A 26129-nucleotide genomic window follows, 5' to 3' on the forward strand; every position below is an offset into this window, starting at 1 on the left:
GCATGAGGGTCATAGGCACGCTGGACGACGGCGCGGCCTACGACGTGGAGGTCAGCGGTCGGACAGACCGGCCGGTGACCGGCTCCCGCCGCGTGCGGGCCCTGGTCGAGCAGCACACCGGGAGACCGGTCCTGCTCGGCCCACACGGGCCTCAGCGCGTGCTGGAGGCCACGGACACGGCCGCGGTCCTCGCGCTACTGCGCGAGCACACTACGGTTGTAGAGGCGATGGCGTGATGGAGAAGACCCACAGGTGCGGGTCCGGCCCCGGAATGATCACGTAGAAGAGGATGGCGGCGCGCGTCGCGATGACGCGCACCGACTCGTCCATCTCGTACTTATCGGCTTGCGGCCAACCCCACGGGTCCTCGCAGGCGCGGAGCAGCGCGTCCTGCAGCTCCTTGCGGGCGGCGGCGGGGAGGTCACGGATCGTCGCGCCGACGTTGGGCGCGATCCGCGCAGGTACCGCGGTCACTGCGCGAAGACCTCATCGAGGCTCATCGCGCCAGTCTCGGGCCGCCCGTCAGCATTCCACTGCTCGAAGTCGGCGCGAGCCTTCTCAAGGGCGCGCTCCTCGTGATCGGTGCCCAGCGTCTCCGCCTTCTGTAGCACCCGCGCCACGTACTCCTCCACCGTCAGGCCATGGCGCCGAGCGGACTCGGCTACCTGACCCGCCAGGCGGTCATCAACGGACACCATCAGCTCAGTCATGCTCCCGAGGGTAGCCGCATGGCCTAGGCCACGGCAGAGGTTCACGCCCGAGACGTAAACGGCCCCGGCTATGAGTCTGCGCCTCGTGGACTACGCATACTCGCTGAAGAACCTGCCCATGCCCAACGATCCGGCCGCCGAAGACCCGGCCGCGCCACCGCCTCCGGAGCTTCAACCTCCACAGGAGGACGATGGGCGCCCCTGGGCCGGAGCTGTCTACGACGAGGGTGACGAGACCGACCCTGCGCAGGCTTACGCCGCGCTCTCTGGCCCCAACGGTGAGCAAGCCTGGCTGGACAAGGCGGAGGACGGCACCCTCACCGGCTGGGTGCGGGATGAGACAGGACAGGTGTGGCGGTACTCCGACCTGGACACCTGGGCGCTTGACGTGGACGACGCCGGCATGAAGGAGACCGGCGGCACGCACGGCGAGCCTGCGGGCGAGGAACTGGATCCGGTCGCGGGCGACCCGGGCGCAGCACCCGGGCAGGAGGCCGGCCCGCCCGGCTTCGGGACCGCTGACGAGGCCTTCACCCCCGGTAGCAGTGACGACCAGGCCGGTGACCCGGACACCGAAGAAGACCCTGACGGCGACGACACGGATGACTCCGAGGACGACGGCGACGAGGACCCGTTCGAGGAGGACCCGGACGAGGACCCGCAGGGTGATGAAGAGGGGAAGCCGAAGGCCAAGAAGGGAGGCAAGAGCAAGGGCGGTAAGGGCGGCAAGCCGTGGGAGTGAGCCGCATGCGTGGGCGGACCGCCCGAAGAGCCAGCGCAGGACGGTAACCCCTCGGCGGGGGCACGGTGCGCAGCGCTCGCGAAGTCCGCCAGGAGGAAGCCCCGTGCCCCGTACCCCGCCCCCGCTCAACAAGCCGGTCACCCGCGCCCCGCTGGGCCGGGGCATGACCCGTGCCATCTTCGCCGTGACTGGCGTCGTCGACGACGTCCAGGACCTGATCCTGCCCGGGGCGTTTACACGCACCCTGGCCACCCGTCGAGTGAAGTCGGTGTGGCATCACGACTGGAAGGACCCGGTCGGCACCGTGCTTGAGGTGGAGGAGTGGAGACCGGGCGATCCCCGGTTCGCCAGCCTCCCGGACGGCGCCGTGTGGCCGAGCGACGCGGGCGCCCTGGTCGCCACCGTCCGATTCAACATGCGCACTTCCCGCGGCCGGGACGCCTACGAGCAGGTCAAGGACTGGCACGACCACGGTGAAGCGCAGTTCTCCATCGGCTACAAGGTCACCCCCGGTGGCGCGTCCAAACGGCACGACGGCGTACGGATCATCCACGACCTGGAGCTGTACGAGATCAGCCCCGTCCTGCACGGCGCTCACCCCCTGACCCGCAGTCTCGAAGTGAAGGCCGTGGCGGGCACCGCGGGCATAGACCTGGAACACAAGGCGATCTGGTCCGCAGTGGCGTTGAAGGCCGCCGAAACGAACGCCGGCCGCGGCGCGATGATCGCGCTGAGCCTCCCGCCGGAGGTGGCCGCGAAAATCGCACACCCCGAGGGCACCACTCCCGAGAACCTGCACATCACCCTGGCCTACCTCGGGGACGCCGCGGCGCTTGGCGGCCACCCCGACGACCTGCGCGACATCGTCACCCCCGCGATCAGCGAGGCCAGCCCCATCAAGGGCAGCATCGGCGGCATCGGCCGCTTCCCCGACAGGGGGGACGGTGAGCCGGCCTGGGTTCCCGTGGACGTGCCGGGCCTAGCCGAACTCAGGCAGCGGGTCGTGGAAGTCCTGGGGACCTCGATCTACTCCGAGCAGCTGGACGACTCGCACGGCTACACCCCGCACATCACCCTCGGCTACGACCTCCCGGACATCGAGCCCGTGGGCCCCATCCCGGTTACGTTCGATCAGATCCACGTCGTACGAGGCGAAGACGACTGGTTCGTGCCGCTCGGGCAGACCAAGGCTGACGCGACCACGCCGGCCCCGCCCGCGTCTGCCCCGGCTCCTGCGCCGGTGGAGTCCAAGTCGGCCGCGCAGATCGTGCTCGAAGCCAAGTCCGCCCACCGCACGGTCGAGCGCAAATCGGCCGCGCAGATCGTCCTCGAAGCCAAGTCCGCCGCCCCCATCCCGGAGACCGCCCCCATGCGCCCCATGCCCTTGTCTTACGAGCAGCTGCACGCCCGCCTCACCGACTCCGTCCGCCAGCTGTGGAAGTCCGACGACAAGAAGATCGACTGCTGGGTGTGCGTGGAGGCGACCTACCCCGACCACGTCATCGCCACCCGCCACGAAGACGGCTCCAGCAGCACCTACTCCATCCCCTACGTCGTAGCCGGCCGGGACATCGACCTCGGCACCCCCACCGAGGTCGAACTGACCACCGTGGCACTCCCCGTCGGCGGCGCGAGCCACCCCGTGGGCGGCGACGAGGAGACCGTTGCCCGCTACGTGCAGCCCACGGCCGCCGTACTGGACGACGCCACAGCCCTGATCGAGGTGTCCGGCGCGGGACCCGACCACCTTCAGCACCTCCAGCCGAAGATCACCCAACTCCTCGCCACACTCGCGAAGAAGGGCCTCCCCATGGACAAGCACACCGGCTCGGCCGCCCCCGCAGGCTCCTCCCTCGACCTGTGGGACTCCGACTTTGAGATCACCGACGGCTGGGACGACGAGGACGAGTCGGCCCTCGGCGGCGACCCTGTTCCCCCGGGGAACACCTCGCAACAGGGCGATGGCCGCGCCATGCCAAGCGGGGTACCGCGCGAGGGCGGCCCGGAGTCGGAAGCCTCGCCGTACGAGGGCGACCCGATGACAGACGACGAAGACACGGACGGCCAAGTCCGCCTGGATGCCGACGAAGTCAAATCCGCACTCGCCGCACTGACCCTCTGACCTGCACAGACACCGGTCTCCCGGGTGCGTGGACTTCCGTGCCCGGCAGCCCGAGACGGTAACACCCGCACTCACCTTTCATGCGCCTCGCGTTCGAGGCGTCCCGGTGCTGGCCGGGCGAGCGACGCACGCCATCGCCCGTCCAGCACAGGAGAGTGCAACCACACCATGGCTACCGCCACCGACAAGAGCCTCATCCGGTCCCTGAAGGGCCAGCTCGCGGAGAAGTCCGCGGAGGCCGAGCGCATCGCCGGAACCTTCAAGGAAGAGAACGGCGCGTTCGTCGTCAGCACCGATCAGCGCAACTCGTACGTCAAGGCCGTCAAGGACGCCCAGGAGATCAAGGGTCTCCTCGACGCCGCCCAGGGCGCCGAAACCCTGACCGGCTACCTCGACGCCCCCGAGGGCACCCCGGCCGCCGGGCAGTACTACGGCAGCTCCGCGAACGCTGGCATGGAGGCCAAAAGCCTCGGCGACTACTTCGTCGAATCCGGCGCCTTCCAGCGCGCCCGCGAGGGCGAGTTCAAGGAACGCCCGTACATCCGCGCCGAGATCGAGGGCAAGTCGATCTACTCCCTCTCGGCTGGCACCCACACCATCCAGGCCCTGGGCTCCGCGCAGGATCTCGGCATAACTGAGGCACAGCGCCGCAAGTGGCACATCCGGGACCTTTTCCCCAAGGCCAAGACCAAGAGCGCGGTGCTCATCGGGATCCGCGAGACCGGGTGGGTGAACAATGCCCGCCAGGTCGCGGAGCGCAGGGCCGCCGACGGCGTGAGCGCACCGACCGGCCTCGACAGCGACGTCTTCGGCCGGGCACCCCGCTCGAAGCTGAAGCTCGAAACGATCAATTTCCCGATCGCGGAAATTGCGCACATGTTGGACAGCCACAAGAACATCCTTTCGGACGAGCCGAGGCTGAAGCAGTTCATCAACTCGCGCCTGGTGGAGGGCATCAAGTTCGCGGAGGATTACGACCTGCTCCACAGCTCCGGCGCCGACGGCACGTCCATCACGGGCCTGTTCAACACCCCGGGCGTTCAGACCTACACCGGCGACCCGAAGGACAAGTTCAGCATCCAGATGCGACGAGCGCTGACCAGGTCGCTGCTCGCCGAGTACGAGCCGACCGGCATCGTCCTGAGCCCGACGCGCTGGGAGCAGGTGGAGGTCGAGACCGACGACACCGGCGCGTTCCGCGTAGCGCTCCAGGTCGCCGTCGGCGCCCAGAAGCGCGTATGGCGCCTGAACGTGGTCGAGACGACCGCCATGCCGGACGACAACTACCTGATCGGCTCCTTCGGCATGGGAGCCCAGCTGTATGACCGCGAGAACGTCTCGGTCACCGTCTCCTCGGAGAACAGCGACAACTTTGAGAGGGGCGTTCTGACATTCCGCGCCGACGAAAGGGTCGCGCTTGAGATTTCGCGACCCGAGAGTTTCGTCATCGGTTCGTGGACCGAGCCGACCGGCAACTGATCCTCTGACCTGGGAAAACGCCAGTTCCAGGGACGCGGATAACTTCGACAGGAGTCCACTCACCTTCCGGGCTGACACTCACCCTGAGCCAGACCATCCGCGGGGCCCGACCACACGGTCCGGCCCCGCGCTCCGTACATAGAGAAGGGAAACCCTCATGGGAGTCTTCAACGCGGCAGGCGCACGACTGACCCGCACCGCCTTCCCCGCGGCCGACGCCCCCGACCCGCTGAAGCGGGTCACCGCAGACGTATACGCGACCCGCGCACACGACGCCGGCACCCGCCCCTCCGACAGCCGTGACGGTGTTCCGGAGGGCTCCATCAAGACCCTGCTCTACAAGACGGGCACGATCCTGCGCGCTTCGCAGATCGACGCTCTGTTCCCGCCTGCGGCCATCGCCGCCGTCAGCCCGCAGACCGGCCCGGCCGCGGGCGGCACCGTCGTCACCATCACCGGCACCAACCTCGACGGCGTCACCGAGGTGAAGTTCGGCGCCACAGCAGGCACCGCGCTCAAGGTGCTGTCCTCCGGCAAGCTTCGGGTCACCACTCCGGCCGCTACGGCGGGCGCGGTCAACGTCGTCGCCGCTGACGACGCGGGCCCCGTCACCAAGACCGGCGGCTTCACCTTCGCCTGACCGAGACGGTAGGGCCGCGCAAGGGCCAGGGTCCTCCTTCACGTCCACGACATGCAGGAGGACCCTGTGCCACCCCGTACTCGCAAGAATGAGGCCGACCCCGAGGGGCAGATCCCGGACACCGTCGAGACCACCGCGGCGGAAGCCGCCGAGGACAAGGCGGTGCCTGCTCACACCGAGACTAAGACGCCCATCGTGGCGCCGCTGGAGCCCCCGGCCGAGTCCCTGCCCGATCCCGTCCCCGAACCAGTACTGCTGACCACCGCTCAGCAACTCCTCCCCGCCACCGCGCTCGGCGACATCGTCGACGAGGCCACCGGCGAGCACCCGGCCGACCCCAACACGGTGTTCGTGCCCGTCGACCAGTACGGCAACGTCCACCGCTGCACCGCCCGTCTGGTCGAGCACGTGGGGATGGGCGCGTACAACACGCCCGCCACCCGCCTGCTCGTGCCGGTCGACGCCCAGCTCAAGCGCCACCAGATGGAGCGGGTCGTCAACCGGCTCCGTGCCCAGCTCGACGCGGCCGCAGAGTAGGGAGCGAGCAGGTGACGGTGTACGACTACCAGCCCGTCCACGGCGGCGCGCTCCACGACCCGGGCGCCAGCGGCGGGCAGGCCACTCAGATCAGCCTGTACGCCTCAGCGGAGCGCACCGGTACACCAGTGGCGACCGCCGGGCCGGCCGTGCGGCTACGCGCGACGGCCTACCGATTCACCCTGCCGGACGGCCTGCCCGAGGGCCGGTACTGGTGCACCGTCACCTTCATTCCGGGCAAGGACCAGCCACCCGTGACCGACCGCACGGTCAAGATGGACTTCCCGCTGGGCACCGGACTCCTCGCATCGGCCGAGCAGATCGCCGACAAGCTGGGCGTGCCGCTCCCGCTGACGGCCTCCCAGCGCGAGAGCTACCGCGACGCCATCGCCGATGCACAGAGCGACGTCGCCGGATACCTGGGGCGGCCGCTGCTGCCCCAGCCGCGCACCCTGACCGACGTGAAGCCCCTGTACGGCTACGACCTGTACGACCCGCGGGCCTGGCCCGTGCACGAGCTGGACGACGTGGTCACCGTCACCAGCTACAGCGACAACGCGGACGGCGAAGACACCTACGACGTACAGCTCATGGTCGGCCTCAACGCCGCAGCCGAGCGGCCGATCGTCCGGTACGTCATCGCTCACGCCGCGGAGGGCATCCGCAACAGCCCCACCCAGCCGCCCGGCTCCACGTCGACCGACCGGGGGCGACGCGTCAGCTCCGTATCCGCCGAGGGCCAGTCGGTCAGCTTCGAGTCCGCCCCGGTCGCCGGGCAGGCCGGAGCTCTGCCCGCACTCGACTCCCTTGCCGGGTACCGCAAGCTGGTCATTCGGCCGCTCCCCGTCGTGGCCGCCGCACCGTGGCCCTACGGCCGCGGGCGCCGCTACAGCAGGTGGTGAGCAGCCGTGACTGTTCTCCTGCCCGACCGGCAGCTCACCGCGTACGTCCTGGCTCATCCGTGGGGCCGGGACGCTCACGGCGTGCCTGTCCCGCCACCGCCCGACGTCCGGCCCGAGCCGCGCGAGCCCAAGCCCGGAGCCGCCACCGAGCAGGTCGACGGCTTATGGACACTGCGGGTCGACCCCACGGACTGGCCGCTCGAAGCCGGTGACGAGCTGAGCGACGGCACCCTGACGTGGACGGTCGTCAGCGCGCTCCTCAAGCGCGTGCCCGGCTACGGGGCAGCCGACTACATCGCCGTCGTGGGCAACCTCAACCCACCAGAGGTGCCCTGATGGCGAAGTTCCACGTCGAGCCCGGCCTTGAGCAGAAGCTGGCGCAGCTCATCGCCCCGAAGGTCCACGACATCGCGAAGCAGGTCGAGCGCCAGGCCAAGGTGTTCGCCCCGCCGACGAAGAAGTGGATCACCGTCGGGGACGACAAGGTCCGCCCTACGCACGTCACCGCGAACAACCAGGAAGTGCCCGCCAACCTGAGATTCCAAGTCAACTCGATGCAGTGGGACATGCAGCACCGCGGCATCGGCCCCACCACCTATATGAAGGCACCCGGCGACGAGTCGTCACGAGCCATCGCGAACATCCGCAACTGCCGGTGCCACGCCCAGAGCATCCCCGACGGCATCTCACGCAACATCCGCACCCTGGCGCCCGTCGTCACAGGGACCAGGGTCACGGTGAAGGTCATCGCTACTGGGAAGTGGGTCGTGCCCGCCGAGATCGGCACCATCTACCCGGGCAACCTCGAAGCGAAGGGCGCCTACTTCATGGGGCGGGCCGCCGCGGCGGTCGCCGCACGCCTGCGGTAGCTGTTCCCCCGGGGAACACCCGGTTTGGGAGCGGGCGACACAAGCGCGTCCGCTCCTGCACAGTCCGCCTCATGACGAGCACCCGTAAGACCACCACCTTCGCCTCCACGGCGGACACCGCCGCCGAGACCGACTCCGAGACAACCCCGGAAGACACCCCGGCCCTTGCCGGCCCGCCGCTGCGCCACGGCCAGAGCCCGGAGACGGTCACTTTCGCCCACCACCTGCGTATCGACGGCCGGGACTACAAGCCGGGCGAAACCGCGCAGGTCTCGCCCGACTACGCCCGCCAGCTCCGCGGCAACGGCTACGTCGCCCGCGGGCGCGCCTGACCATGAGCGACCCCTTCGCTCTCGCCGACGCGGACGAGGTTGCGGCCGTACTCAACTGGCTCGCCGAGCACCCCAAGGTCACGGAAGCGCTCGGCGGGCCAGGCCGCGTCTCCGGCGTGCGCGAGGCCCCGTGGCCACGTCTGCGCGTCGCAGCCGGCCCGAGCGGAGACCTCGCAGACCTGACGTGGCGTACCGAGCCGGAGGTGTCGCTGGAGTTGTACGGGGACCCGGGCGGCTGGCCCGGTCCGGCAGCCCTCGGCCGGATGCTGAAGGTGTGCGCCATCGCCGCCGCACAGCTCCCCGACGCGCCGCCCGTCCCCGGCCGCTCCGTCATCAGCAGAGTCCGCCCGTCCGGCGTCCTTATCGAGTCGCCCCTGGAGACAGGCCAACCCCGCTGGGTCATGGGCCTGCTCATCACCCAACGCCCCAACCCGGAGAACGTGTGAACATCACCGACGCCACCGTGTACATCGCCCCCGTGGGCACAGACCCCACCGACGCCGGCGCGTGGATGTCTGTCGGGTTCGCCGACGACGTGCAGTTCGAGGAGTCCTGCGAGCTCGACGCCCCCGAGCACTGGTTCACGACTCCACGGTCCGTGAGCATCACCGTGCCGCTACGCGCGATCCGGCACGTCCTACCGCCCCTGTCCGTGGCATGCGAGCACACCCTCAGCGCCATCCAGCAGCACGCCCGACGCACACGCGTTGCCCGAGCGCTGGCCGCCGCGAGGGCGGCCGGAGTCCTGCCGTGCCCACTGCCGTTCTCCGGCCGCGCGACCCACGTCTACAGGTGATCCCGCACGGCTTGCCCGCCGCCCTCCAGAGCCCGGGACGGTAACCAGGCGCTCTCTCCATCGTGGCCCGGCCCCTTACCCCGGCCGCGAGGAGAACAGCCGCCATGGCTGGCGAGATCACCAACGCAACACAGATCGTTGTCCCTGCACGAACCCGAGTCTGGCTCGCGCCTGTCGGCACCACAGCGCCCGCAGACGCCACGGCGGCGATGCCCGCGGGCTGGTTCTCAGTCGGCCTGACGACCGAGGACAGCCTGAAATTCAACGAGGAGCCCTCGTTCGAACAGGTCAAGTCGGCCCAGACTGACTTCCCGTCCAGAACGTTCCAGACCGCCGACAGCGCGACCATCGAGGTCGACCTTCAGCAGTGGAGCGCCCAGAACTTCAAGGCCGTGTTCGGTGGAGGCGAGATCACCGAGATCACTCCTGCGGCCGGAGGCGCCGGAGCAAAGCACTACCGGTTCGCGCCGCCGCGGGTCGGCGGCCGGACCGAGATCGCCGGAGTGATCGAGGTCATCGACGGCCCCAAGAGCTACAGGTACGTCGTGCCGCGCGCCATGCAGATGGAAGGCGTACAGACCGATCTCCAGAAGGCGAAGGAGGCGGTTCTGCCGTTGCGTTTGGCTGTGCAAGGAGGCGACGACTCCGACGCCTGGTACTTGATCACGAACGATCCCGCCTTCGCGGCCGCGTAGTCTGGTGCGGAAACGACAAGGCCCGTACAGGGCGCGGGAGATGCTAGCTTCCGCGGCCGGTACGGGCTCTTGGCGTTCGGAGGACTGCTACGCGTCTACGAGGTCAATGAACCCCATGCTGGTAGCGACCTTGTTGTAGTCCTCCATCGGATATGAGGACGGCGCGAACGCTGGCACCGTCTGCTGCAACCGGTGCTGCCGGGGGATCACACCGCTCCAGCGGATCTTGTGCAGTGTGTAGTTCTCGCCGTACTGCTTCTCGATCGCCTGCACCGTCTCCTCGAACTCGACGCCCTTGTGCTGGCTGGTCGGGGTCGCGCACATGATGATGTTCTTGATGGTGGGCGCCGGCCGCGTTGTTCGCGTCGTCATGTCCACCACCATCTGCTCCAGTTCCTCGAAGGTGTACCCGAGGTCTTCCTCCTCCTTATTGGTGACCAGGACGGGGGGAATGACCTCGTCGTCCTCCTGGAGGGGAAGCAGAGCCGACACGGACAACTTGCTCAGACTCGCGGGCAGGTCGAACAACCACACGTCGTCATCGCCGTCGTACTCGCGGCACATCCGCTCAGCCCAGCCCATGAGCAGACCGGTGCCGGTAGCGACCTCAGTGTCGAACTGCTTCACATGGCGGCTGCCGCGCACGATCTGCAAGTTCGGGATCTCGGCGAAACTTTCATCGTCCCATCCCTCACCGACACGGATACGAGCCGGAACGCTGGCCTCTTCAAGGCCGACCTTGTCCAGCATCAGCTCCCAAATGGTGGGGAACTGCGCATCGTCCAGGTGCTTCACACCGAAGATGTGCGACGCGTTGCGCTGCTGGTCGAAGTCGAAGACACGGACCTTCCAGCCTCGCAGCGCCAGGATCGTGGCGAGGATGGTGACGGTGGTGGTCTTCGCGCTACCGCCCGAGATGATGAGCGCAGCGATGATCAAAGGCCAGGTGCGGCCGTTAGGGCGCGTGTTGCGCGCCAGGGTCGTCTTTGACACACGAATCCTTCGTTAGAGAGCCGGCTCGTCGGCAGGCTCGGCCGCGTCGAACGCGACGTTGAACTTTGTGAGCTGATCCCTCTCCCACTCAGTGGAGGGGACGTAGTTGGCGGCCTGGATCAGCAGTTCGACGTGGGCGGCATCGGTGCGGTCCCACTGACGGCGGTTGTCCTTCGCGCGGATCTCACTCGCGGCGAGCGCCGTGGCAAACGTGGCGCGCTGGACCAGGTCATCATTGCCGGAAGACAGGACTGCTTGGAAGTAGGAATCCGGGTCGGCTACCGACAGCACTTCCTTGCCCACCTCCCGCAGCCACGCGTGAGCGCGGGTCTTCGCGGGCCCCTGCTGGATAGGGGACAGCAGAGTCCGGGCGTACAACGCGGCCGTCTGCTTCTCGTCGGGTGTGAAGTTGTTGCGGATCAGATGCAGGCAGGCCTCAGTCCGGTCGGCTCCCGCATTGTTGCGTTCACGAACAGCCCGATCCGCCGCAACGCTGACGCGGCTCTTCGGCGCCACTGGGGGCGGTTTGAGCTCCGGCTTCTGCTTAACCTCCTTCTCTTTTTCCTCCTTGTTCGTGGGTGCCTCCGGAACGACTGTCTCCTTCGTCTTCACCGGAGCGTCATCGTTCTCGCTGCCCGCGCGCTGCTCAGGCAAGCCCGCCTGGTCCTCGGGCTGCTGTTCGTCCTCGTACTGCTTCTCGTACTCGGTCGGCACACCCTCCGCCTGCACGGCCAGGATCGCCTGCTTGACCGGGATGTCGCGGTCCTCCGACAGCCGCCAAGCCGCTTCCTGCTCCTCAGCCTGCCCCTTGAAGGCTTCTTGGATGCGCCGGGCATCCGTGACGGAGAGCGTTTCGGCTTCGATCGCCTCCTGGCAGACCAACGGGAGGTTCACGAGCTGGAGACGTCGAGAGACGTGCGTGGACCCGATCTTCAGCGCCGCGGCGATCTCCCGGTACGACATCCCCTCCTTGACGTGCAGCCGCAGGAAGTTCCGGGCTTCCTCCATCGGCGTGTAGCCCACGCGTTGCAGGTTCTCGATGAGCAGCACACGCCGGATCTTGGGGGTGACGGCGTTGTTCAGTGCCGATCGGATCGTCCTCAGCTCGGCGAGCTTGCTCGCGCGCCAGCGGCGCTCCCCGAAGGCGATGACGTACTTGGTCGTGATGGCCTTGTCGTCGGCCGCGAACTCGGGCCACTTCTTCACAAACTCGGCCGTGTGCATGACGACGATGTCCTGGAGGAGACCATCCTCCTTGATGCTCCTTGCCAGTCCCTCCAAGTCACCCATCGACCGCAAGTCGTTGAACGGGTTGGGGCTGATCTGGTCGAGCGGAATGTCCAGGACGTCGCCGTCCTTCTCGGCCTGGCTGTAGAACGCCTGCGCCGGCTTCGGCTGGTCGGGGGCCGTTCCCTTCCCACCGACACCCGAGCCCCTCTTGTTGGGGCCTCCCTTGAGATCCAACGGCATAGATGTGTCTCCGATACTCGCGTGATTGATGTGGGATAGAGACTAGCGAGCCGACCTCTCACATCAGGCGCCGCATACCCGAGTTGTCCCCCGGAGGTGTTCCCCAGGGGAACAGCCGCAGCCGACTGCGGACCGCGCCCGGCTTCTGTGCCGCGTGCCCGAGACGGTAGACGTGCCGGCTTCCTACGTTCCCCGGGCTTTGACACCCACCCGGGAGGACCACCCGCATGAGCATCGTCATTGACCTCGACGCGCAGCGCCGCGAGGTGCAGTACCCGCACGGCATCCCCGTCAAGATCCACGGCGAGGAGTTCCTGTTCCCCGCAGAGATCCCGGCAGCCTGCCTCGACCCGCTGTTCAGCGATGAGCTGGACCTCATGGGCGTCCTGGGCGACATCGTCAACGCAGACGCCAACGACACCACGACCACGGGCGAGATCGTCGAGATGATCTTCCGTCGGCCGCAGCTCCCTGCCCGGTTCTACGGCGCGGTCATGGGCATCTACAAGGAACTCCTCGGCGAGGCCACCTACCAGGACTTCAAGACGGTCCGGCCCTCCATCGGTGACTACGTCCGGCTCTCGCAGGCTCTGATCTCCGTCTACGGGGTGGACCTGGGAAAGCTCTTCCGGTCGGCCGACTCCTCCGAGAACGATGGAGCGACGTCGAGTCCGACCTCTCCCGCTTCTACAGCGGACTCGACGCCCGAGGCATCTGGCTCCGACCAGGCCAGCCCGGGTTCATCGGCCTCCGTCGCTTGATCTCCCTCCTCGACGGCCTGCCCGAAGAGGCCCGCACCATATCCGCGCCCATCAACGGCTGGACGGTGCAGGTCGAACTCCTGGTGCAGCTGATCGAGGAAATCTCGCTGCTCGCCGCCGACCGGCGTCGTCCGGAGCCCCGGGAGATTCCGCGCCCGTACACCGCCGACCCGACTGTTCCCCAGGGGAACAGCGTCCGTCCGGCGCAGCAGCCCGACCTGATGAACGGCCACCGCAAGATGCTCGCGGCTGCCGCCCGGAGAGGAAGGGTGCACCCCCATGCCTGAGGGGATGCAGGCCGGCCGCCTCGAAGTCACAGTGGTGGCCGCGCTCGACGGCTTCGCCCAAGAGCTGCGGACGAAGGTAGAAACGGCGGCCGAGGGACTGGCCGCAAAGGTCAAGCTCGAAGTCGTCGACAAAGGCTTGCGGAAGCGGCTGCGCACGGCCGTCAAGGAAGCCTCGAAGGGGCTCACCGCCAAGGTCAACGTCCGCGTCGACCACGAGGGGCTGCGCGGCGAACTCGACGACGCGGCCCGCCGGGTCGCGGACAGCGACGTCCGGATTCCCGTACGGCCCGACGGCGACGGCAGCAGCGGCGGAGGGCTGCTCGGGCGTATCCGGCAGCTACTGACCCGGGCACAGGGCGAGGCCGACCAGACACCGGTCCATGTGCCCCTTCAGTTCAGCCTTCCGAACCGGCGTGGCCGCAGACGATTCCGCATGATTGCGATGGGCGCGATTGTCTCGCTCCTCCAGCCAGCCGTCGCCATGCTCACCCAGTACGGTGCGGGGCTCACCGCCATGGCTGGCGCGGCGGCCCCCGCGGTCGGCGTCCTCGAAGCGGTTCCGGGTCTGATCGCGGCAGCCGGTACGGCCGCCATCGGCACCGTCGTGGCGTTCAGCGGCTTCGGCGAGGCTCTGGGGCAGACCCTCAAGGCGCAGGGCCAGCTCGCGGAGGGCACCAAACTCACCGAAGCCCAGCAGCAGGCGCTCGATCAGTCGCTCAACAAGCTGTCGACGTCAGCCCGAGCCAGCGTCAAGACCGTTGCCAGCCTGTCCGGCGCATGGCGAGGGATGAAGCAGTCCGTACAGGAACGCTTCTTCTCCAAGGTCGCGGACGAGATCAGGCCCCTGTCCAACGCGGTCCTGCCGCTGCTGAAGGGGGCGCTCGGCGATGCGGCCGGGCAGATGGGCAACCTGGCCAAGCGCGGCGCGGACGCCATGCAGAGCGGCCCGTTCGCCCGGGACTTCAAAACGGTCGCGGCCAGCAACAGCAGGGTCATCGGCAATCTCACCGACGGCACCGCCAACCTCGCCGCGGCGACCGGGCACTTCCTCGTAGCGTCCGGCCCGTTCGTACAGCGCGTCGCCGAAGCCGGGGAGCGCACCACGCTCTGGCTGCGGGCCTCAGCACAGGCCGGCCGCGAGACCGGCTCACTCGCACGTTTCCTCGACCACGCCGCGGAGAAGGCCAAGCAGCTCGGCCGCACCACCGTGGACCTCGGCAAGGGCCTGGCCGGAGTCGGCCGCGCCGGAATGGACACCGGCAACCAGCTGCTCAATGGCCTCGAAGGCACGATGGCGCGCTTCAACCGGTGGGCGAACTCCGACGCGGGTCAATTCAAGATGAAGGAGTTCTTCGCCGACGCGGGGCCCACCTTCCACGAACTGAACATGCTGGTCGGCGACTTGATGCGCGGCCTGGGCCGAATGGCCACGGACAGCGGCGTCACAGACCTGGTCCGGCAGATCCGCGTGGAACTGATGCCCGCGGTCGGGGCCTTCCTCAATGCCATCGGCGGCTCAGTCGGCCCGGCGATCATCGCGGTGATCTCCAACGTCGCCAGCGCCATCGCCTCTATCTCCTCCGCCGGCTTCGGGCTGGGCACCCTGCTGATGGCACTCAACGGCCTTTTGCAGACCTTCAACGGGCTGATGAACGTGGTCCCCGGTCTGGGAACGGCCATCGGCGTCTTCCTCGGTGCGCTCCTCATGCTGAAGGTCGCGGCAGCCGTCTCCCGCGGCGTCACAGGCCTCGGTACGGCGATCCGCAACGTCGGCACCGTCGCGACCACGTCGGCCGCTGGCGTCGCCACGCAGACGACGCTGTGGCAGCGCATGAACACCGCCTACACGACAACGGCGAGCAGCGGCACACGGCTCGCTGGCTCGATGAGCGCCGTCCGTGTGGCGGCCGGCGGCATGCGTACCGCGGCCAGCGGGCTCGTCGGCGCCTTCGGCGGCCCTCTGGCCGCAGCCCTCACCGTCGCCACCATCGGAATCGGCTTGTGGGCCAGCAGCCAGGAAAAGGCCGCGCGCGCCACGGAAGCGCACCGGGAGCGCGTCAACAGTCTGTCTTCGGCCTTGCAGCAGTCGGGCGGTGCGATCGACGCGAACGTTCGAGCGCAGGCTGTTCAGCTCCTCCAGGACACGAAGCTGGCCGACGGCAAAGGCAAGCTGACCGACGTCATGCGTGGAGCGGGCGTCAATCTCACCACGCTCACGGACGCCTACCTGGAACAAGGCACGAGCCTGAAGGAGCTCCAGAAGCAGCTGCAGGAGACGGCTGACGCCGGACTCCACTGGGAGACCACCGCGGCGGGCGCCGTACAGGTCTATGACGATCAGGGCCTGGCGGCGGCTAGGGCAGTGGACGCTCTCGGTTCCATCAACGGAGAGCTGAAGGAGAGCCAGAAGCGGCACAAGGAACTCAACGAGGCCATCAACAACTCCAGTGCCACCGGCACGGACTCGTACACCCGCCTGCAAGCGGCCGTGCAGACCTTCAGTGACACCACGAAGACCGCGGACGAGCGCACGAACGCGCTGAAGACCGCGCTGGACGCCCTCAAGGGAAACGCCCAGTCCGTGCACGATGCGCAGGCGCAGCTCAACCAGGTGATGCTGTCGATCAACGACACGATGGACAGCAGCGCCAAGAAGGCCGACGGCTGGGGCAAGGCGCTGCTCGACAGCAACGGTCTGGTCGACACCTCCACGCGCAACGGGCAGACCCTCAACACGCAGCTCGGCCAGCTCCGAGACTCGATGCTCAGCGTCTCGACGGCCGCGATAGAGGCCGGCGAGAAGAGCATCATTCCCATGTCGCAGGCCATGGACACGAGCCGTACGGCCATGGAGAACGCCCGCGCCAAGGCGATCGAGCTGGCCATGAGTCTGGGGATGACTCAGCCGCAGGCGAAGGCTCTCGCGGATCAGATGGGTTTCATCCCCGACCATGTGACGACGATGGTGTCGGCGATCGGCGTCCCGGCAGCGACGGCGGAGGTACTGGGCCTTCAGGGCAAGTTGGATGGTCTCGCGCCGAGCAAGAGCATCCAGATCGAGGCGCCGACGTTCGAGGCCCGTACCCAGCTTGAGGCCTTGGGCTTCACGTTTCAGCGGATCCCGGGCAGCAAGAACGTTGTCGTGACGGCCCCGACCGGCGGCGCTCGCGCCAGCATCAGCACCCTGGCTCAGGACATTGCCGCCGCACCGAGCAAGAAGAAGGTCACTGTTGAGGCGATCATCCGGCAAGCCACCGGCGATCTGAAAAGCGTCCAGGACAAGGTCGCGGGCCTGCCCAAGGGCAAGAGCATCGAAGTGAAGACGCCGACGAAGACCGCTCAAGCGGCGCTGAAGGATCTCGGTTACAAGATCGAGAACGTGGACAAGGGCGGCAAGACGGTCAAGATCACCGCGCCGAACAGGACGCCGCTGGCGCAGGTGCAGGCGATCCAGAGCAAGATCAACGGGCTTACCGGCAGGACGGTGCACGTCACTGTCCAGTACAGAGAGTCGGGGAAGCCCTCTGTCGTGCGGACGCACGCTGACGGCGGCATCGTGCACTACGCCAACGGCGGCATTCGCGCGGCCACCAACCGCATCAAGGCGTTCGCTGCTGGCGCCGAGCGGCACATTGCGCAGATCGGAAAGCCGGGCGAAATGCGCATATGGAATGAGCCGGAGACTCAGGGGGAGGCCTACCTCCCTTTGGCCCGCAGCAAGCGCAAGCGCAGCGAGGCAATCCTCGGCGAGGTTGCCCGGATGTTCGGCGGCACGGTCGTCTACCCGGATCGCGCACTACGGGCGTACGCCAACGGTGCTGTCGCCATGTACCGCGGCAGTACGGCAGCCCGGACCGTTACCGCGCCGCGGGCTTCTGTTCCCCAGGGGAACACCGCGCTCGTCGGCGGCGACCTCAACCTGAACATGACCAGTGAGCCGATGTCCCCGAGCGAAGCCCTCGGGGACGCGATGTTCGAGCTGCGTCGCATCCGCCGAGGAGGCGCATATGCCACTGGCTGAGCAGCTGTGGAACCTCTCCTACAGCGGCAACGGCATCCTGCCGGGCGCTGACTTCACCTTTGGGACGTTCTCCACCGGCTACTACCTGCTGGACCCGGTGGACATCGTCCCCGGTGACACCGCTGCGGGCGACACCGCTCTACCGCGGCGCGACGGCATCCGCTTGGGGCAGGATTTCAAGAACGCCGGCGCCACCATTTCCTTCGAGATCGGCGTGGACACCGTCGATGCCGCCGCTACCCGGCTCGGCCGCCACGGCGCGAACCTCGCTGCCGTTTCTCGCATCGAGCAGGCCTTCGACGGCGAGGCCGTGCGCTGGCGCTTCGGTACACCCGCAGTGCTGCGCACGACGCAGGGCGGAAGGGCCCGCCGCTTCTACGGCCGGCCCCGCAAGTGCGCGCCTGCCGCCTCCAGACTCACACGGCAGGGGTACACCCCGGTCGTGGCGACGTTCCTCTCCCTCGACGGCGTCGCCTACGACGACACAGAGAAGTCCGAGACAGTTCAGATCAACCCGCCGCCGCGCCGCGGCTTGAAGGGCCCTCTCACCAGTCCGCTGCGCATGACCGGCACGGGTGCCACCAAGGTTCCCGGAGCAGTGAATATCGGCGGCGACCGCCCCACCTGGCCGGTCATCACCTTCCACGGGCCCATCTCCGACCCCGCGTGTGAAGTTGTCGGGAAGTGGAAGGTCGGCCTCAACCTCACGATCGCAGAGGGCAGCCGCGTCACCATCGACACCCGCCCGTGGGCGCTGACGGTCCTGCGCAACGGGTCCGCGTCGGTCGCGGGCAACCTGACCCGTGCCTCGCCTCGCATGGTGGACATGCGGCTGCCGAAGGGGCGTCAAGACCTGGTCCTGCGGGGCGCCGACGCCACGGGCCTGGCGTACATGACCGTGGCCTGGCGCGACGCCTACACCTACCTCTGAGGTGTTCCCCAGGGGAACAGCACCGGGCCCGGCTCATGAGAGAGCCGGGCCCGGGACGCAAGCTGTCCTCGCAGTGAACAGTCCCGTTGCCCAACACCCAGCAGCGAAGGACTGATCAATGCCTTGGGACAGCGTGCCCTGGTTCACCGAAGGGGAAGCCGAACACTCCAGTGAAGTCGCCCGCCTACTGGCTTACGCCGCTTTCGGTGGCTCCGAGGGCATCATCGGCAACGCCGACCTTCAGGTGAAGGCCCTGGGCACCCCGGGCGCCGGCGTCCGCGCCATGACCGGGGCCTGCGCCATTCTCAACAGGGCGCCCGGGTCCGCGTACCAGGCGTACGCGGCCCGGCTCCCGGCAGCCGATCAGATCTCGGTCGCTGCCACGGGCAACTCCGCCCGGTCAGACCTGATCGTCGCCCGCATCGAGAACCCCAACAGCTATGGAGAGACGTGGCCTCAGCCATCCGACCCGGCGAACGGCCCGTACGTCTTCACCCGCATCATCTCGGGCGTCGCCAGGACGACAACCAAGGTCAAGCAGGTCCGCCCCAACGACAGTGCGATCACTCTCGCCCGCATCGACATCCCCGAGAACACATCCGTCATCACCCAGTCCATGATCAAGGATCTGCGGGAGATGGCGAACCCGCGCCGACGCCGCGTCGTGCGAGCCCTTCGCGGCGTGTGGGAGAACCCTGACGAGGTCGGGAACACCATCTACCCGAACTGGGAAGAGTTCCCGAACGGGGCGCGCTGGGGGCTCGACATACCCGACTGGGCGACCTCCGCGACGATCATGGCGACGTGGGCCGGGCTGGATCAGCGCAACCCCCGGGACTCATACGGGCACCTGCGGGCCGTGATCGGCGACGTCGCGACGCCGATCACGAACTACAACTGCGACTGGTCCGGCAGTGCACAGAGGTTCACATTCATGGGCGGAGGCACGGTGTCCATTCCGGCCTCCATGCGAGGCGGCAACCACGACGTGGTCCTCCAGGGCTGCCGCGCCGAGAACGCGAGCCTCGGCACCGGTGTGCTGGAAGCCGACGGCGGCGCCAGCATCTTCTGCGACATCGAGTTCGTGGAGGACCCCACGGAGGACGGCGAAATCTGATGGCGGCCGGGTGGCGGTTCATCGCGCAACGCGCCCTGACGGAGACCGTCCTCGACTGGGACGTCCCCCTCAGCCTCTCCTCCAACCCCAAGCGTGAGCTATGCGGGCCCGGCTCGATGAACGGCACCATCGAGCCGGAGTTCGCGCGCATGATCGGCGAGGACGGCAACCCGCTCTTCCAGGAGTGGGGCACCAAGCTCTACGCGGAGATCGACGGTGAAATCCGCTGGGGTGGCGTCGTCACGAAGACCAGCTACGACGACGCGAAGTACACGATCAACTGCGAGGGCTTCTCGTGCTACCCGCACGGCATTCCCTACGAGGGTCACTTCATCTCAGGCAAGAAGCTCACCCCCAAGGACCCATACGCCGGAAAGGACAAAAACCATGATGGGTACATAGACGGGTCAAAGCCGAAGAAGAAGGTCCCGAAGCCGCCGAAGCCGTACGCAGGCACCCGCTACGACGTGTTCCATGCCTTCCGGCACATCTGGTTTCACATCCAGTCCAAGCCCTTCGGCGACATCGGCATGGAGATCGACCAGCACAACCTGGGCGAGCTCCTCGGAACCTCGGACGGTGAAGACCCCTATGAGCTGGCCTGGTGGAACAACCCGGACTGCGGACAGGCGATCGACCAGCTGACCACCAGCACGCCGTTCGACTGGACCGAGACGCACGCGTGGGCGGACAACACCAGCACCACGATCAAGCACCGCATCAAGCTCGGGAAACCCCGCCTCGGCCGCAAGCGCACCGACTTGCGGTTCATGGACGGTGAGAACCTCACGGCCATTGCCAAGCCCGAGGGGCTGGGAGACGAATACGCCAACGAGGTCTACGTCCTCGGCAAGGGCGAGGGCCAGAAGATGAAGAAGGCCCACCTCTACAACCTCACCACCGGCCGGCTGCGCCGCGTCGTCACCGTCGTAGACAAGACTCTGTCCTCGGACAGCGCCCTGCGCAGCCGCGGCAATCTGGAGCTCACCGGACACAGCCAGGCGCTGCAGATCCCCGCCATCCAGATCCGCAACCACCCCAACGCGCGCTTCGGCAGCTGGAGCATCGGCGACGACATCCTCGTCCAGGTCGAAGTGCCGTGGGTCGGAGACGTGGCGATCTGGCACCGCATCATCAGCGACGAGCTGAGCCCGAACGACATGTGTGTCCTCACCCTGAAGCGTTCGGACTCCTTCGTCTACTGACCCTCGCGGTAGCTGTTCCCCCGGGGAACAGCCGCCCGAGACGCAAACAGTTCGCGGTCCACAAGATCCGCGACCATGGCGAATTTCCTGGATACGCAGTCGGACGTGCAGCGCTTCGCCGCGATGCTCGCCGACTACGAACGGCGGCTCCAGGCGCTGGAGCGCACCACTCAGGCCGGATACACCTCAATCGAGGGCGGCCAGAGCCTCGACATCTACGACGAAGAGGGCGTCCTCAAGGGGTCCGTGGGCGTACAGCCCGACGGTGGTGTCGCCCTCGTCCCGATCAACACCACCCCGCCGCCGATCCCGACTCCACCCACCATCGCTTCCGAACTCGCCGGGCTGTCGATCGCCTGGGATGGCTTGTGGGACGACAGCTACGAGACGCCCAGCGACTTCGCCCTGGTGCAAGTCCACGTCGGCGCGGCCGCGGACTTCGTCCCGGACCTGACCACGCAGGTTGCCACCATCGGGGCGGTCGGCGGCGGGTCGGTGACCGTCCACATCCCCACCTACGACGTCGTATGGGTGCGCCTGGTCGCACAGAACACCGCAGCGGTCGGCGGCGGACCGTCGACCGCGGTACAGGGCCAAGCCCGACAAGCCGTCTCCAAGGACCTCCTCGACGGCATCATCAACGAGGCCAAGCTGACCGAGGGCGCGGTCACCGCGGCGAAGATTGCCCTGGGGGCGGTCAACTCCACGGCCCTGGCCGATGGCGCCGTCCTCGCCGAGAAGCTCGCCAGGAACTCGGTCACGAGGGACGCGCTCGCGGCAGGCTCGGTCACCGCGACGGAGATCGCAGCCGGATCGATCCTCGCGGAGCACCTGACCATCGTCGGCGGCTCCAACGTCCTGCCCGACCCGTCGTTCGAGGGCGCGGTCACGGCGGCGCTGCTCCTGGGCCTGTCGTACGCGACGCAGGACAAGACGCGCGCCAACGGCTCCACCACCTCGCTCAAGGTGGATTCCCGTTCGGCGGCCGCCACGTACCGGGACGTCCCCCTGACCCTGCTCCCGGTGCTCGCCGGCGCCCAACTGCACCTGGCGACGGACTACTACCTGTCCGCGGACTGGGCCGGGTCCTCCCTGAACATCCAGGCGCGCTGGGAAGACGCCACGGGAGCCATCCTCGGCTACGGGGTGATCGGCTCCAGCACCCCCGTACGCGAGGGCTGGACACGGCTGTCGGGCACCACCACGGCGCCGGCCGGAACCACCCGGGCCAGCGTCCGTCTGCAGGTCGCGCTCGTCACCGCAGGCGAGGCCTGGTTCGACAACGCCGCGGTGCTGCCGGTCGTGCCAGGCGTGCAGATCGCGGACGGTGCGATCACCGCGCCGAAGATCCTCGCCGGGGCTGTCACCGCCGAGAAGATCCTGGCCCTGGCCGTCACGGCGGAGAAGATCGCGTCGCTCGCGATCACCACCGACAAGCTGGCCGCGCTCGCCGTGACCACGGACAAACTGGCCGTGAACAGCGTGACCGCAACGCAGATCGCGGCTGGAGTCATTGACGCCACTCACATCAAGGCCGGAGCGATCACCGCTGACAAGCTGGCCCTGGGTACCGACGGCAACGTGATCGCAGACCCCTCGTTCGAGGGCCCGCTCTCCGAGCAACGGGTGGCCGGTGATCCGAACTGGTCCATCGTCAGCCCCGGCAACGGCACCCCGAAGGCCCTTCAGGTCAACGCCGCCAGCGCCACGGCGGAGACCCGCTCTCTGATCCTGGCAAAACTGCCCGCGGTGCCCGGTCAAAAGGTCTGGCTGAGCATGGACTATCAGGCGGCCGCCGACTGGAACGGTGTGCGCGTGGCCCTGTTCGCGCAATGGCTCGACGAAGCTGGCACCACCCTGGACTACAGCACGATCACCCCCGGAGACGGCCTCACAGCCAAGGGCGCATGGACGACCCTCAAGGGCGTTCCCGCAACGGCGGCCCCCACCGGCACCACCCAGGTCCAAGTCACCGTGTCCTCGGTCGACGCGACAGCCGGCGCCGTCCAGTACGACAAGGTGTCATGCCGGATGGTCATGGCATCCGGCGTCGCCGGCGCGCGTGCGGAGATCAGCCCTCAAGGACTGACCCTGTACGACGATGCGGGCGACGAGGCGGTGGCCCTGGTGACCGGCCGCCCCAACTACCTGACCTTGGCCACGGACGGCGTACCAGTCGCCACGATCGACCAGGACGGCGGCGCAGGATTCCAGCGCCTCGCCGTCGCCGACACCCTGACCGTCGCCGGATCGGACCTCACCGACTACCTGAACGCCGGGCCTCGCGGTCTCCAAGCCATCTGCATCGCAGGCAACACCGTCACTGCATCGGGCAGCGAGCTGGGATACGTGGAGATGGCAGCAGACATCGACGCCACGAGGATGTACCGGATCGTCTTCGAGTCCCGCGCCAACCCCGACGTAGCGGGCGGCGAATTCCAGATGAGACTGCGCACCGGAGGAAGCGCAGCGCCCACGATCAACAGCACGCTCCTGCACACCGCGGTCCATCAGATGGCGCTGGGCAACTCCTTCACAGCCCGGCTCGAACACGTCGCGGCCGGATCAGAAATCGGCGCCGGAACCCACCGGTTACTCCTCACCTTCACGAACGCCACAGGGCCCACCGGCCAGACCGTGGACTTGTACAGCGGCGCCGGATCCATCGGCAAGTTCTACGTGGAGGACATCGGCCCGTACATCGCGAGGACCGGCCAGTACAACAGCGGCGGCGGCTCCACCACGCCGCCGGTGCAGAAGTACACCAAGACGTACAACGCCTCATGGTCCGGCTCGTACTCCAGCCGAGGCGGCTACAACTCCCACCACGGGAACTCCTGCTACCAGGGCTACTACAGCTCCACCAACGGCACGCAAGCCGCCCTGATCGGCTTCCCGGCGGCGCTCTCATCGGACCTGTCCGGTGCAGTGATCTCGAAGGCACAGATCTACCTGTACTTCGATCACTGGCATGCCAACGCCGGCGGCCGGGCGGTCATCAAGGCTCACTCGCACGCATCGCGCCCGTCATCGTTCTCCAGCGACGGCGAGTCCAAGACCATCCCGTGGGCCCGCAACGAAGGCAAATGGGTCGACATCACGTCCGTCTTCGACAGCTCCAAGTGGCGCGGAATCGCACTTGACCCCAACAGCGCGTCGAACACGTTCTACGGCCGCGCCCGCGGCTTCGGCCAGACCAACCCTCCCAAGCTCCGCGTCACCTACACCACGTAAGGAAACTCCCATCGTGCCCACGCTGCCGCTGCCGCTGACCTCCATGTGCGCCCTGGCGTGTGACGCGTCTTTACTGCCTCGCGTCCGTATGGCCATTGCTTACATCGCCCAGGAAGTGTTCATGGAGGCCCCCACGACGCTCGGGTACCCACTGCGGTGGAACTTGGCCAAGACCGTGCTCAGCCCGACAGACGCCCAGGCTCAATCCATGCTGGTGGGCCTGGTCGTCACACCGCCCATGCGCGCAGCAATCGCGGCCACCGGAGTGTCCGATCCTGCCGCTGTGGCTGCTGCGATCACAGACGAACAGCTCCTCGACGGCGTCCGCCACGGGTGGAACTCCATCAGCGGCGTCAGCCCAAGCACTGTCGCCCAACCGACTCTGACGGAGACGTAAACGCTCGCCGTAGTGCAACGTGCCGGACTGCGGGGAGCCGCAGGCCTTCGGGCCCCGGCTCCCGCGCACCCCTTGACCCCATCCATCACGAGGAGGCGCCATGGACTGGCTCACTTCCCTGGCGCCTATCATCGCCCCCGTATGCGGCGCCCTCGGCATCGTCACCGGCGCCTTCTTCAGCTACCGGCAGGTCAAGCGCAGAGGCGACACCGACGAGCGTGTCGCCACCCTCAAGGTCAGGGCGGACGCCGAAGCCACCGAGGGACAGACGTACGTGGAAGCGATGAAGACCGTCACGGCCGGCTTCTCCTCGCTGCTCGACCAGCAGCGAGGCATGCTTGACCAGCAGCGTGACTTGTTGGTCCAGGAGCGCACCATGCACGCCCAGACTGTGGAGCGCGTGAACCTTCTGGAGACCGGACAACTGGAGCTGACCCGCGAGGTCCGCCAGCTCCAGGAGGAGCAACGCCGTGACCGCCGGTGGAAGGTGGCCGCGCTCGACTACATCCGTGACCTGCGCGGCCTGGTGGCGAAGGCGCTCGGCCGCCCGGCGCCTGAGCCGCCCGAGGAGATCGCAGACGACGTGATCGGCTCCGACCGCCCCTGACCGGCCGCCCGCGCCCGGGACACAAGCCCCGGCCGGGCGGCATCCTCCCGTCGTCTTGACCCACTACAGACGGGAAATCCCATGTCCAGCACTCTTCAGCTCGTCGGCACCGGCTCCGCCGTAGGCGGCATCATGCCGCTGATCACCGCCGTCGTTCAGCGCCCCGAATGGTCCGCACGCAACAAGAAGATCGTCGCCGCCGTCATGGCGCTGCTCGCCGGTGTCGTCACCGTCGCCGCAGCCGGCGGACTGGAACAGTTCCAGCACGGCGTTCCGACGCTCAGCGCGATCGGCGCCGTCCTCGCAGTCTCCCAGAGCGCCCATGATCTGATCTGGAAGCCGAGCGGGCTCGCTCCGGCCATCGAATCCATCACCAGCCCGAACGCAGCCTCAGCAGCCGGATAGCAGCCGGAGCGGCAGGGTCCTGCGGGGCCGTGCAGGTATCATCCGCTTCTAGGTGGCCGCCGTGCCGCCGATCTCACCGTCGCAGGTAGCGACTCCGTGGGTTCTTCGGGTGGTTGTCCTTCTTGGTTACACCCGGAGCGTTGACCTCGGGGAAACACCAAGACACTGCGCCCCTTGTGGGCCCAGAACGTCGGGGACTGGCCGCTATCCGGGATGATCCGGCCGCGGGGAGATCGGTCGCAGGGCGGCCACCTTTGCCCGTACCACCTGGTCGGCTCCGGCCGGCCAAGAGAGTCCAGGAGGGCCAGCCGGGATGGCGGCACCGCAGCAAGATGCGCCCGAGGGCGACTTCACGCGTCGAAGCCGTTGGACGGAGCCCGACCCCGCGGCCGTCGCCGCCCAGATCGAAGCGTTCAGCACCCTCACCAACCGGCAGTTCGGCGCAGAGCTGGCCGCCTTCGTCGCAGCGGACGAAGCGGACCGAGACAAGGTCGTTGCGTACGCGATCCGTTCGCCGAAGTTGACCCAGAAGGCTCGGCGGCTGATCCCGGATCTCGTACGACAGCCGGACAAGTATTTGCTGCCGCTGGCCGAGGAGGCGAACAACGCCCGTATCCGACGTCTGGCTCAATTCAGGGCGAGAGCGGACCACGAGGCGCAACTCCTGGAGCGGGTGTGGGCTGGGATCGTTGCCCGCCGCGGCCATCTGCTGCCGGAGCCGCGCCCGCGTAGCCGCGCGCGGCGCCGTCTGGCCGACGAGTACCCGGAACGCTTCCTGGAGCTGGTGCGCGAGGAAGAGGTCGCGGACCAAGAGCGCGCCGAGGAGCGGCGCAGAGAACGCGACGCCGAACAGGCGGCTTCGGCCAAGCCGTAGGGG

28 protein-coding genes are annotated in these 26129 nt (G+C 67.9%); 24 read left to right on the plus strand and 4 right to left on the minus strand.

The genetic code is table 11. The annotated features are described in order from the left end of the window. The first annotated feature begins 2 nt into the window (after positions 1 to 2). Positions 3 to 236, plus strand: a complete 234-nt coding sequence (locus tag KUF83_RS29920; protein ID WP_217458108.1) for a hypothetical protein — start codon at positions 3 to 5, stop codon at positions 234 to 236. On the opposite strand, the gene KUF83_RS29925 is transcribed toward KUF83_RS29920, so the two are convergent. Together KUF83_RS29925 and KUF83_RS29930 are read right to left on the minus strand one after the other, a co-directional pair. Further along, complete coding sequence (locus KUF83_RS29925; RefSeq protein ID WP_217458109.1) at positions 211 to 474, minus strand: hypothetical protein; 264 nt, start codon at positions 472 to 474, stop codon at positions 211 to 213. The genes KUF83_RS29920 and KUF83_RS29925 overlap by 26 nt on opposite strands. Beyond that, the gene (locus tag KUF83_RS29930; RefSeq protein ID WP_217458110.1) at positions 471 to 710 is read right to left on the minus strand and encodes a hypothetical protein; all 240 of its coding nucleotides are present in this window, start codon (positions 708 to 710) and stop codon (positions 471 to 473) included. Before KUF83_RS29930 ends, KUF83_RS29925 begins: the two co-directional genes overlap by 4 nt. 85 nt (positions 711 to 795) lie before the next feature. Between KUF83_RS29930 and KUF83_RS29935 the strand changes: the two genes are divergently transcribed. The 12 genes from KUF83_RS29935 to KUF83_RS29990 all read left to right on the plus strand — a co-directional run bounded on the left by KUF83_RS29935 (position 796) and on the right by KUF83_RS29990 (position 9824). Continuing rightward, positions 796 to 1452 (plus strand): hypothetical protein, encoded by a 657-nt coding sequence (locus KUF83_RS29935; protein ID WP_217458111.1) that lies wholly within the window; start codon positions 796 to 798, stop codon positions 1450 to 1452. 103 nt (positions 1453 to 1555) lie between these two features. Further along, positions 1556 to 3574 (plus strand): 2'-5' RNA ligase family protein, encoded by a 2019-nt coding sequence (locus KUF83_RS29940; RefSeq protein ID WP_217458112.1) that lies wholly within the window; start codon positions 1556 to 1558, stop codon positions 3572 to 3574. Positions 3575 to 3742: 168 nt separating this feature from the next. Continuing rightward, a complete protein-coding gene (locus KUF83_RS29945) occupies positions 3743 to 5053 on the plus strand; it encodes a phage major capsid protein (protein WP_217458113.1) in 1311 nt (436 codons plus the stop codon). Between the two features lie 157 nt (positions 5054 to 5210). Beyond that, complete coding sequence (locus tag KUF83_RS29950) at positions 5211 to 5693, plus strand: IPT/TIG domain-containing protein (RefSeq protein ID WP_217458114.1); 483 nt, start codon at positions 5211 to 5213, stop codon at positions 5691 to 5693. 66 nt (positions 5694 to 5759) lie between these two features. Further along, positions 5760 to 6230, plus strand: a complete 471-nt coding sequence (locus KUF83_RS29955; RefSeq protein WP_217458115.1) for a hypothetical protein — start codon at positions 5760 to 5762, stop codon at positions 6228 to 6230. An 11-nt stretch (positions 6231 to 6241) separates the two neighbouring features. After that, entirely contained in the window at positions 6242 to 7132 is an 891-nt protein-coding gene (locus KUF83_RS29960; RefSeq protein ID WP_217458116.1) for a hypothetical protein, read from the plus strand. 6 nt (positions 7133 to 7138) lie between these two features. Then, positions 7139 to 7468: a hypothetical protein gene (locus KUF83_RS29965; protein ID WP_217458117.1), complete on the plus strand. Its 330-nt coding sequence runs from the start codon at positions 7139 to 7141 to the stop codon at positions 7466 to 7468. Further along, positions 7468 to 8001: a hypothetical protein gene (locus KUF83_RS29970; protein WP_217458118.1), complete on the plus strand. Its 534-nt coding sequence runs from the start codon at positions 7468 to 7470 to the stop codon at positions 7999 to 8001. The genes KUF83_RS29965 and KUF83_RS29970 overlap by 1 nt, the downstream gene beginning before the upstream one ends. A 71-nt stretch (positions 8002 to 8072) precedes the next feature. Beyond that, positions 8073 to 8333, plus strand: a complete 261-nt coding sequence (locus KUF83_RS29975) for a hypothetical protein (protein WP_217458119.1) — start codon at positions 8073 to 8075, stop codon at positions 8331 to 8333. Between the two features lie 2 nt (positions 8334 to 8335). Continuing rightward, positions 8336 to 8779 carry a hypothetical protein gene (locus KUF83_RS29980; RefSeq protein ID WP_217458120.1) on the plus strand — a complete coding sequence of 148 codons (444 nt, stop codon included), beginning with the start codon at positions 8336 to 8338 and terminating at the stop codon, positions 8777 to 8779. Next, positions 8776 to 9129, plus strand: a complete 354-nt coding sequence (locus tag KUF83_RS29985; RefSeq protein ID WP_217458121.1) for a hypothetical protein — start codon at positions 8776 to 8778, stop codon at positions 9127 to 9129. The genes KUF83_RS29980 and KUF83_RS29985 overlap by 4 nt, the downstream gene beginning before the upstream one ends. Positions 9130 to 9233: 104 nt before the next feature. Next, entirely contained in the window at positions 9234 to 9824 is a 591-nt protein-coding gene (locus KUF83_RS29990) for a hypothetical protein (RefSeq protein WP_217458122.1), read from the plus strand. 87 nt (positions 9825 to 9911) lie between these two features. On the opposite strand, the gene KUF83_RS29995 is transcribed toward KUF83_RS29990, so the two are convergent. Beyond that, entirely contained in the window at positions 9912 to 10817 is a 906-nt protein-coding gene (locus tag KUF83_RS29995) for a ParA family protein (protein WP_217458123.1), read from the minus strand. 12 nt (positions 10818 to 10829) lie between these two features. Then, the gene (locus KUF83_RS30000) at positions 10830 to 12287 is read right to left on the minus strand and encodes a ParB/RepB/Spo0J family partition protein (protein ID WP_217458124.1); all 1458 of its coding nucleotides are present in this window, start codon (positions 12285 to 12287) and stop codon (positions 10830 to 10832) included. A 227-nt stretch (positions 12288 to 12514) separates the two neighbouring features. Between KUF83_RS30000 and KUF83_RS30005 the strand changes: the two genes are divergently transcribed. From KUF83_RS30005 to KUF83_RS30055, 11 genes are all read left to right on the plus strand, one after another. After that, on the plus strand, positions 12515 to 13048 hold the full coding sequence (locus KUF83_RS30005; protein ID WP_217458125.1) for a hypothetical protein: 534 nt from the start codon (positions 12515 to 12517) through the stop codon (positions 13046 to 13048). Further along, a complete protein-coding gene (locus KUF83_RS30010) occupies positions 13045 to 13335 on the plus strand; it encodes a hypothetical protein (protein ID WP_217458126.1) in 291 nt (96 codons plus the stop codon). The genes KUF83_RS30005 and KUF83_RS30010 overlap by 4 nt, the downstream gene beginning before the upstream one ends. Then, a complete protein-coding gene (locus tag KUF83_RS30015; RefSeq protein WP_217458127.1) occupies positions 13328 to 17356 on the plus strand; it encodes a hypothetical protein in 4029 nt (1342 codons plus the stop codon). The genes KUF83_RS30010 and KUF83_RS30015 overlap by 8 nt, the downstream gene beginning before the upstream one ends. After that, positions 17343 to 18287, plus strand: a complete 945-nt coding sequence (locus KUF83_RS30020) for a phage tail family protein (RefSeq protein ID WP_217458128.1) — start codon at positions 17343 to 17345, stop codon at positions 18285 to 18287. Before KUF83_RS30015 ends, KUF83_RS30020 begins: the two co-directional genes overlap by 14 nt. A 118-nt stretch (positions 18288 to 18405) precedes the next feature. After that, on the plus strand, positions 18406 to 19404 hold the full coding sequence (locus KUF83_RS30025) for a hypothetical protein (protein ID WP_217458129.1): 999 nt from the start codon (positions 18406 to 18408) through the stop codon (positions 19402 to 19404). Beyond that, on the plus strand, positions 19404 to 20609 hold the full coding sequence (locus KUF83_RS30030; RefSeq protein ID WP_217458130.1) for a siphovirus ReqiPepy6 Gp37-like family protein: 1206 nt from the start codon (positions 19404 to 19406) through the stop codon (positions 20607 to 20609). The genes KUF83_RS30025 and KUF83_RS30030 overlap by 1 nt, the downstream gene beginning before the upstream one ends. Before the next feature lie 75 nt (positions 20610 to 20684). After that, positions 20685 to 23843, plus strand: coding sequence for a hypothetical protein (locus KUF83_RS30035; RefSeq protein ID WP_217458131.1), 3159 nt, complete (start codon positions 20685 to 20687; stop codon positions 23841 to 23843). A gap of 13 nt (positions 23844 to 23856) precedes the next feature. Next, positions 23857 to 24240 (plus strand): hypothetical protein, encoded by a 384-nt coding sequence (locus tag KUF83_RS30040; protein WP_308403197.1) that lies wholly within the window; start codon positions 23857 to 23859, stop codon positions 24238 to 24240. Between the two features lie 100 nt (positions 24241 to 24340). Beyond that, positions 24341 to 24847 (plus strand): hypothetical protein, encoded by a 507-nt coding sequence (locus KUF83_RS30045; protein WP_217458132.1) that lies wholly within the window; start codon positions 24341 to 24343, stop codon positions 24845 to 24847. An 81-nt stretch (positions 24848 to 24928) separates the two neighbouring features. Continuing rightward, positions 24929 to 25252, plus strand: a complete 324-nt coding sequence (locus tag KUF83_RS30050) for a hypothetical protein (RefSeq protein WP_217458133.1) — start codon at positions 24929 to 24931, stop codon at positions 25250 to 25252. Between the two features lie 313 nt (positions 25253 to 25565). Continuing rightward, positions 25566 to 26126, plus strand: a complete 561-nt coding sequence (locus tag KUF83_RS30055) for a hypothetical protein (protein ID WP_217458134.1) — start codon at positions 25566 to 25568, stop codon at positions 26124 to 26126. The last annotated feature ends 3 nt before the right edge of the window (positions 26127 to 26129 follow it).

Source organism: Streptomyces sp. BV286 (assembly GCF_019090165.1).
Taxonomy (GTDB): domain Bacteria; phylum Actinomycetota; class Actinomycetes; order Streptomycetales; family Streptomycetaceae; genus Streptomyces.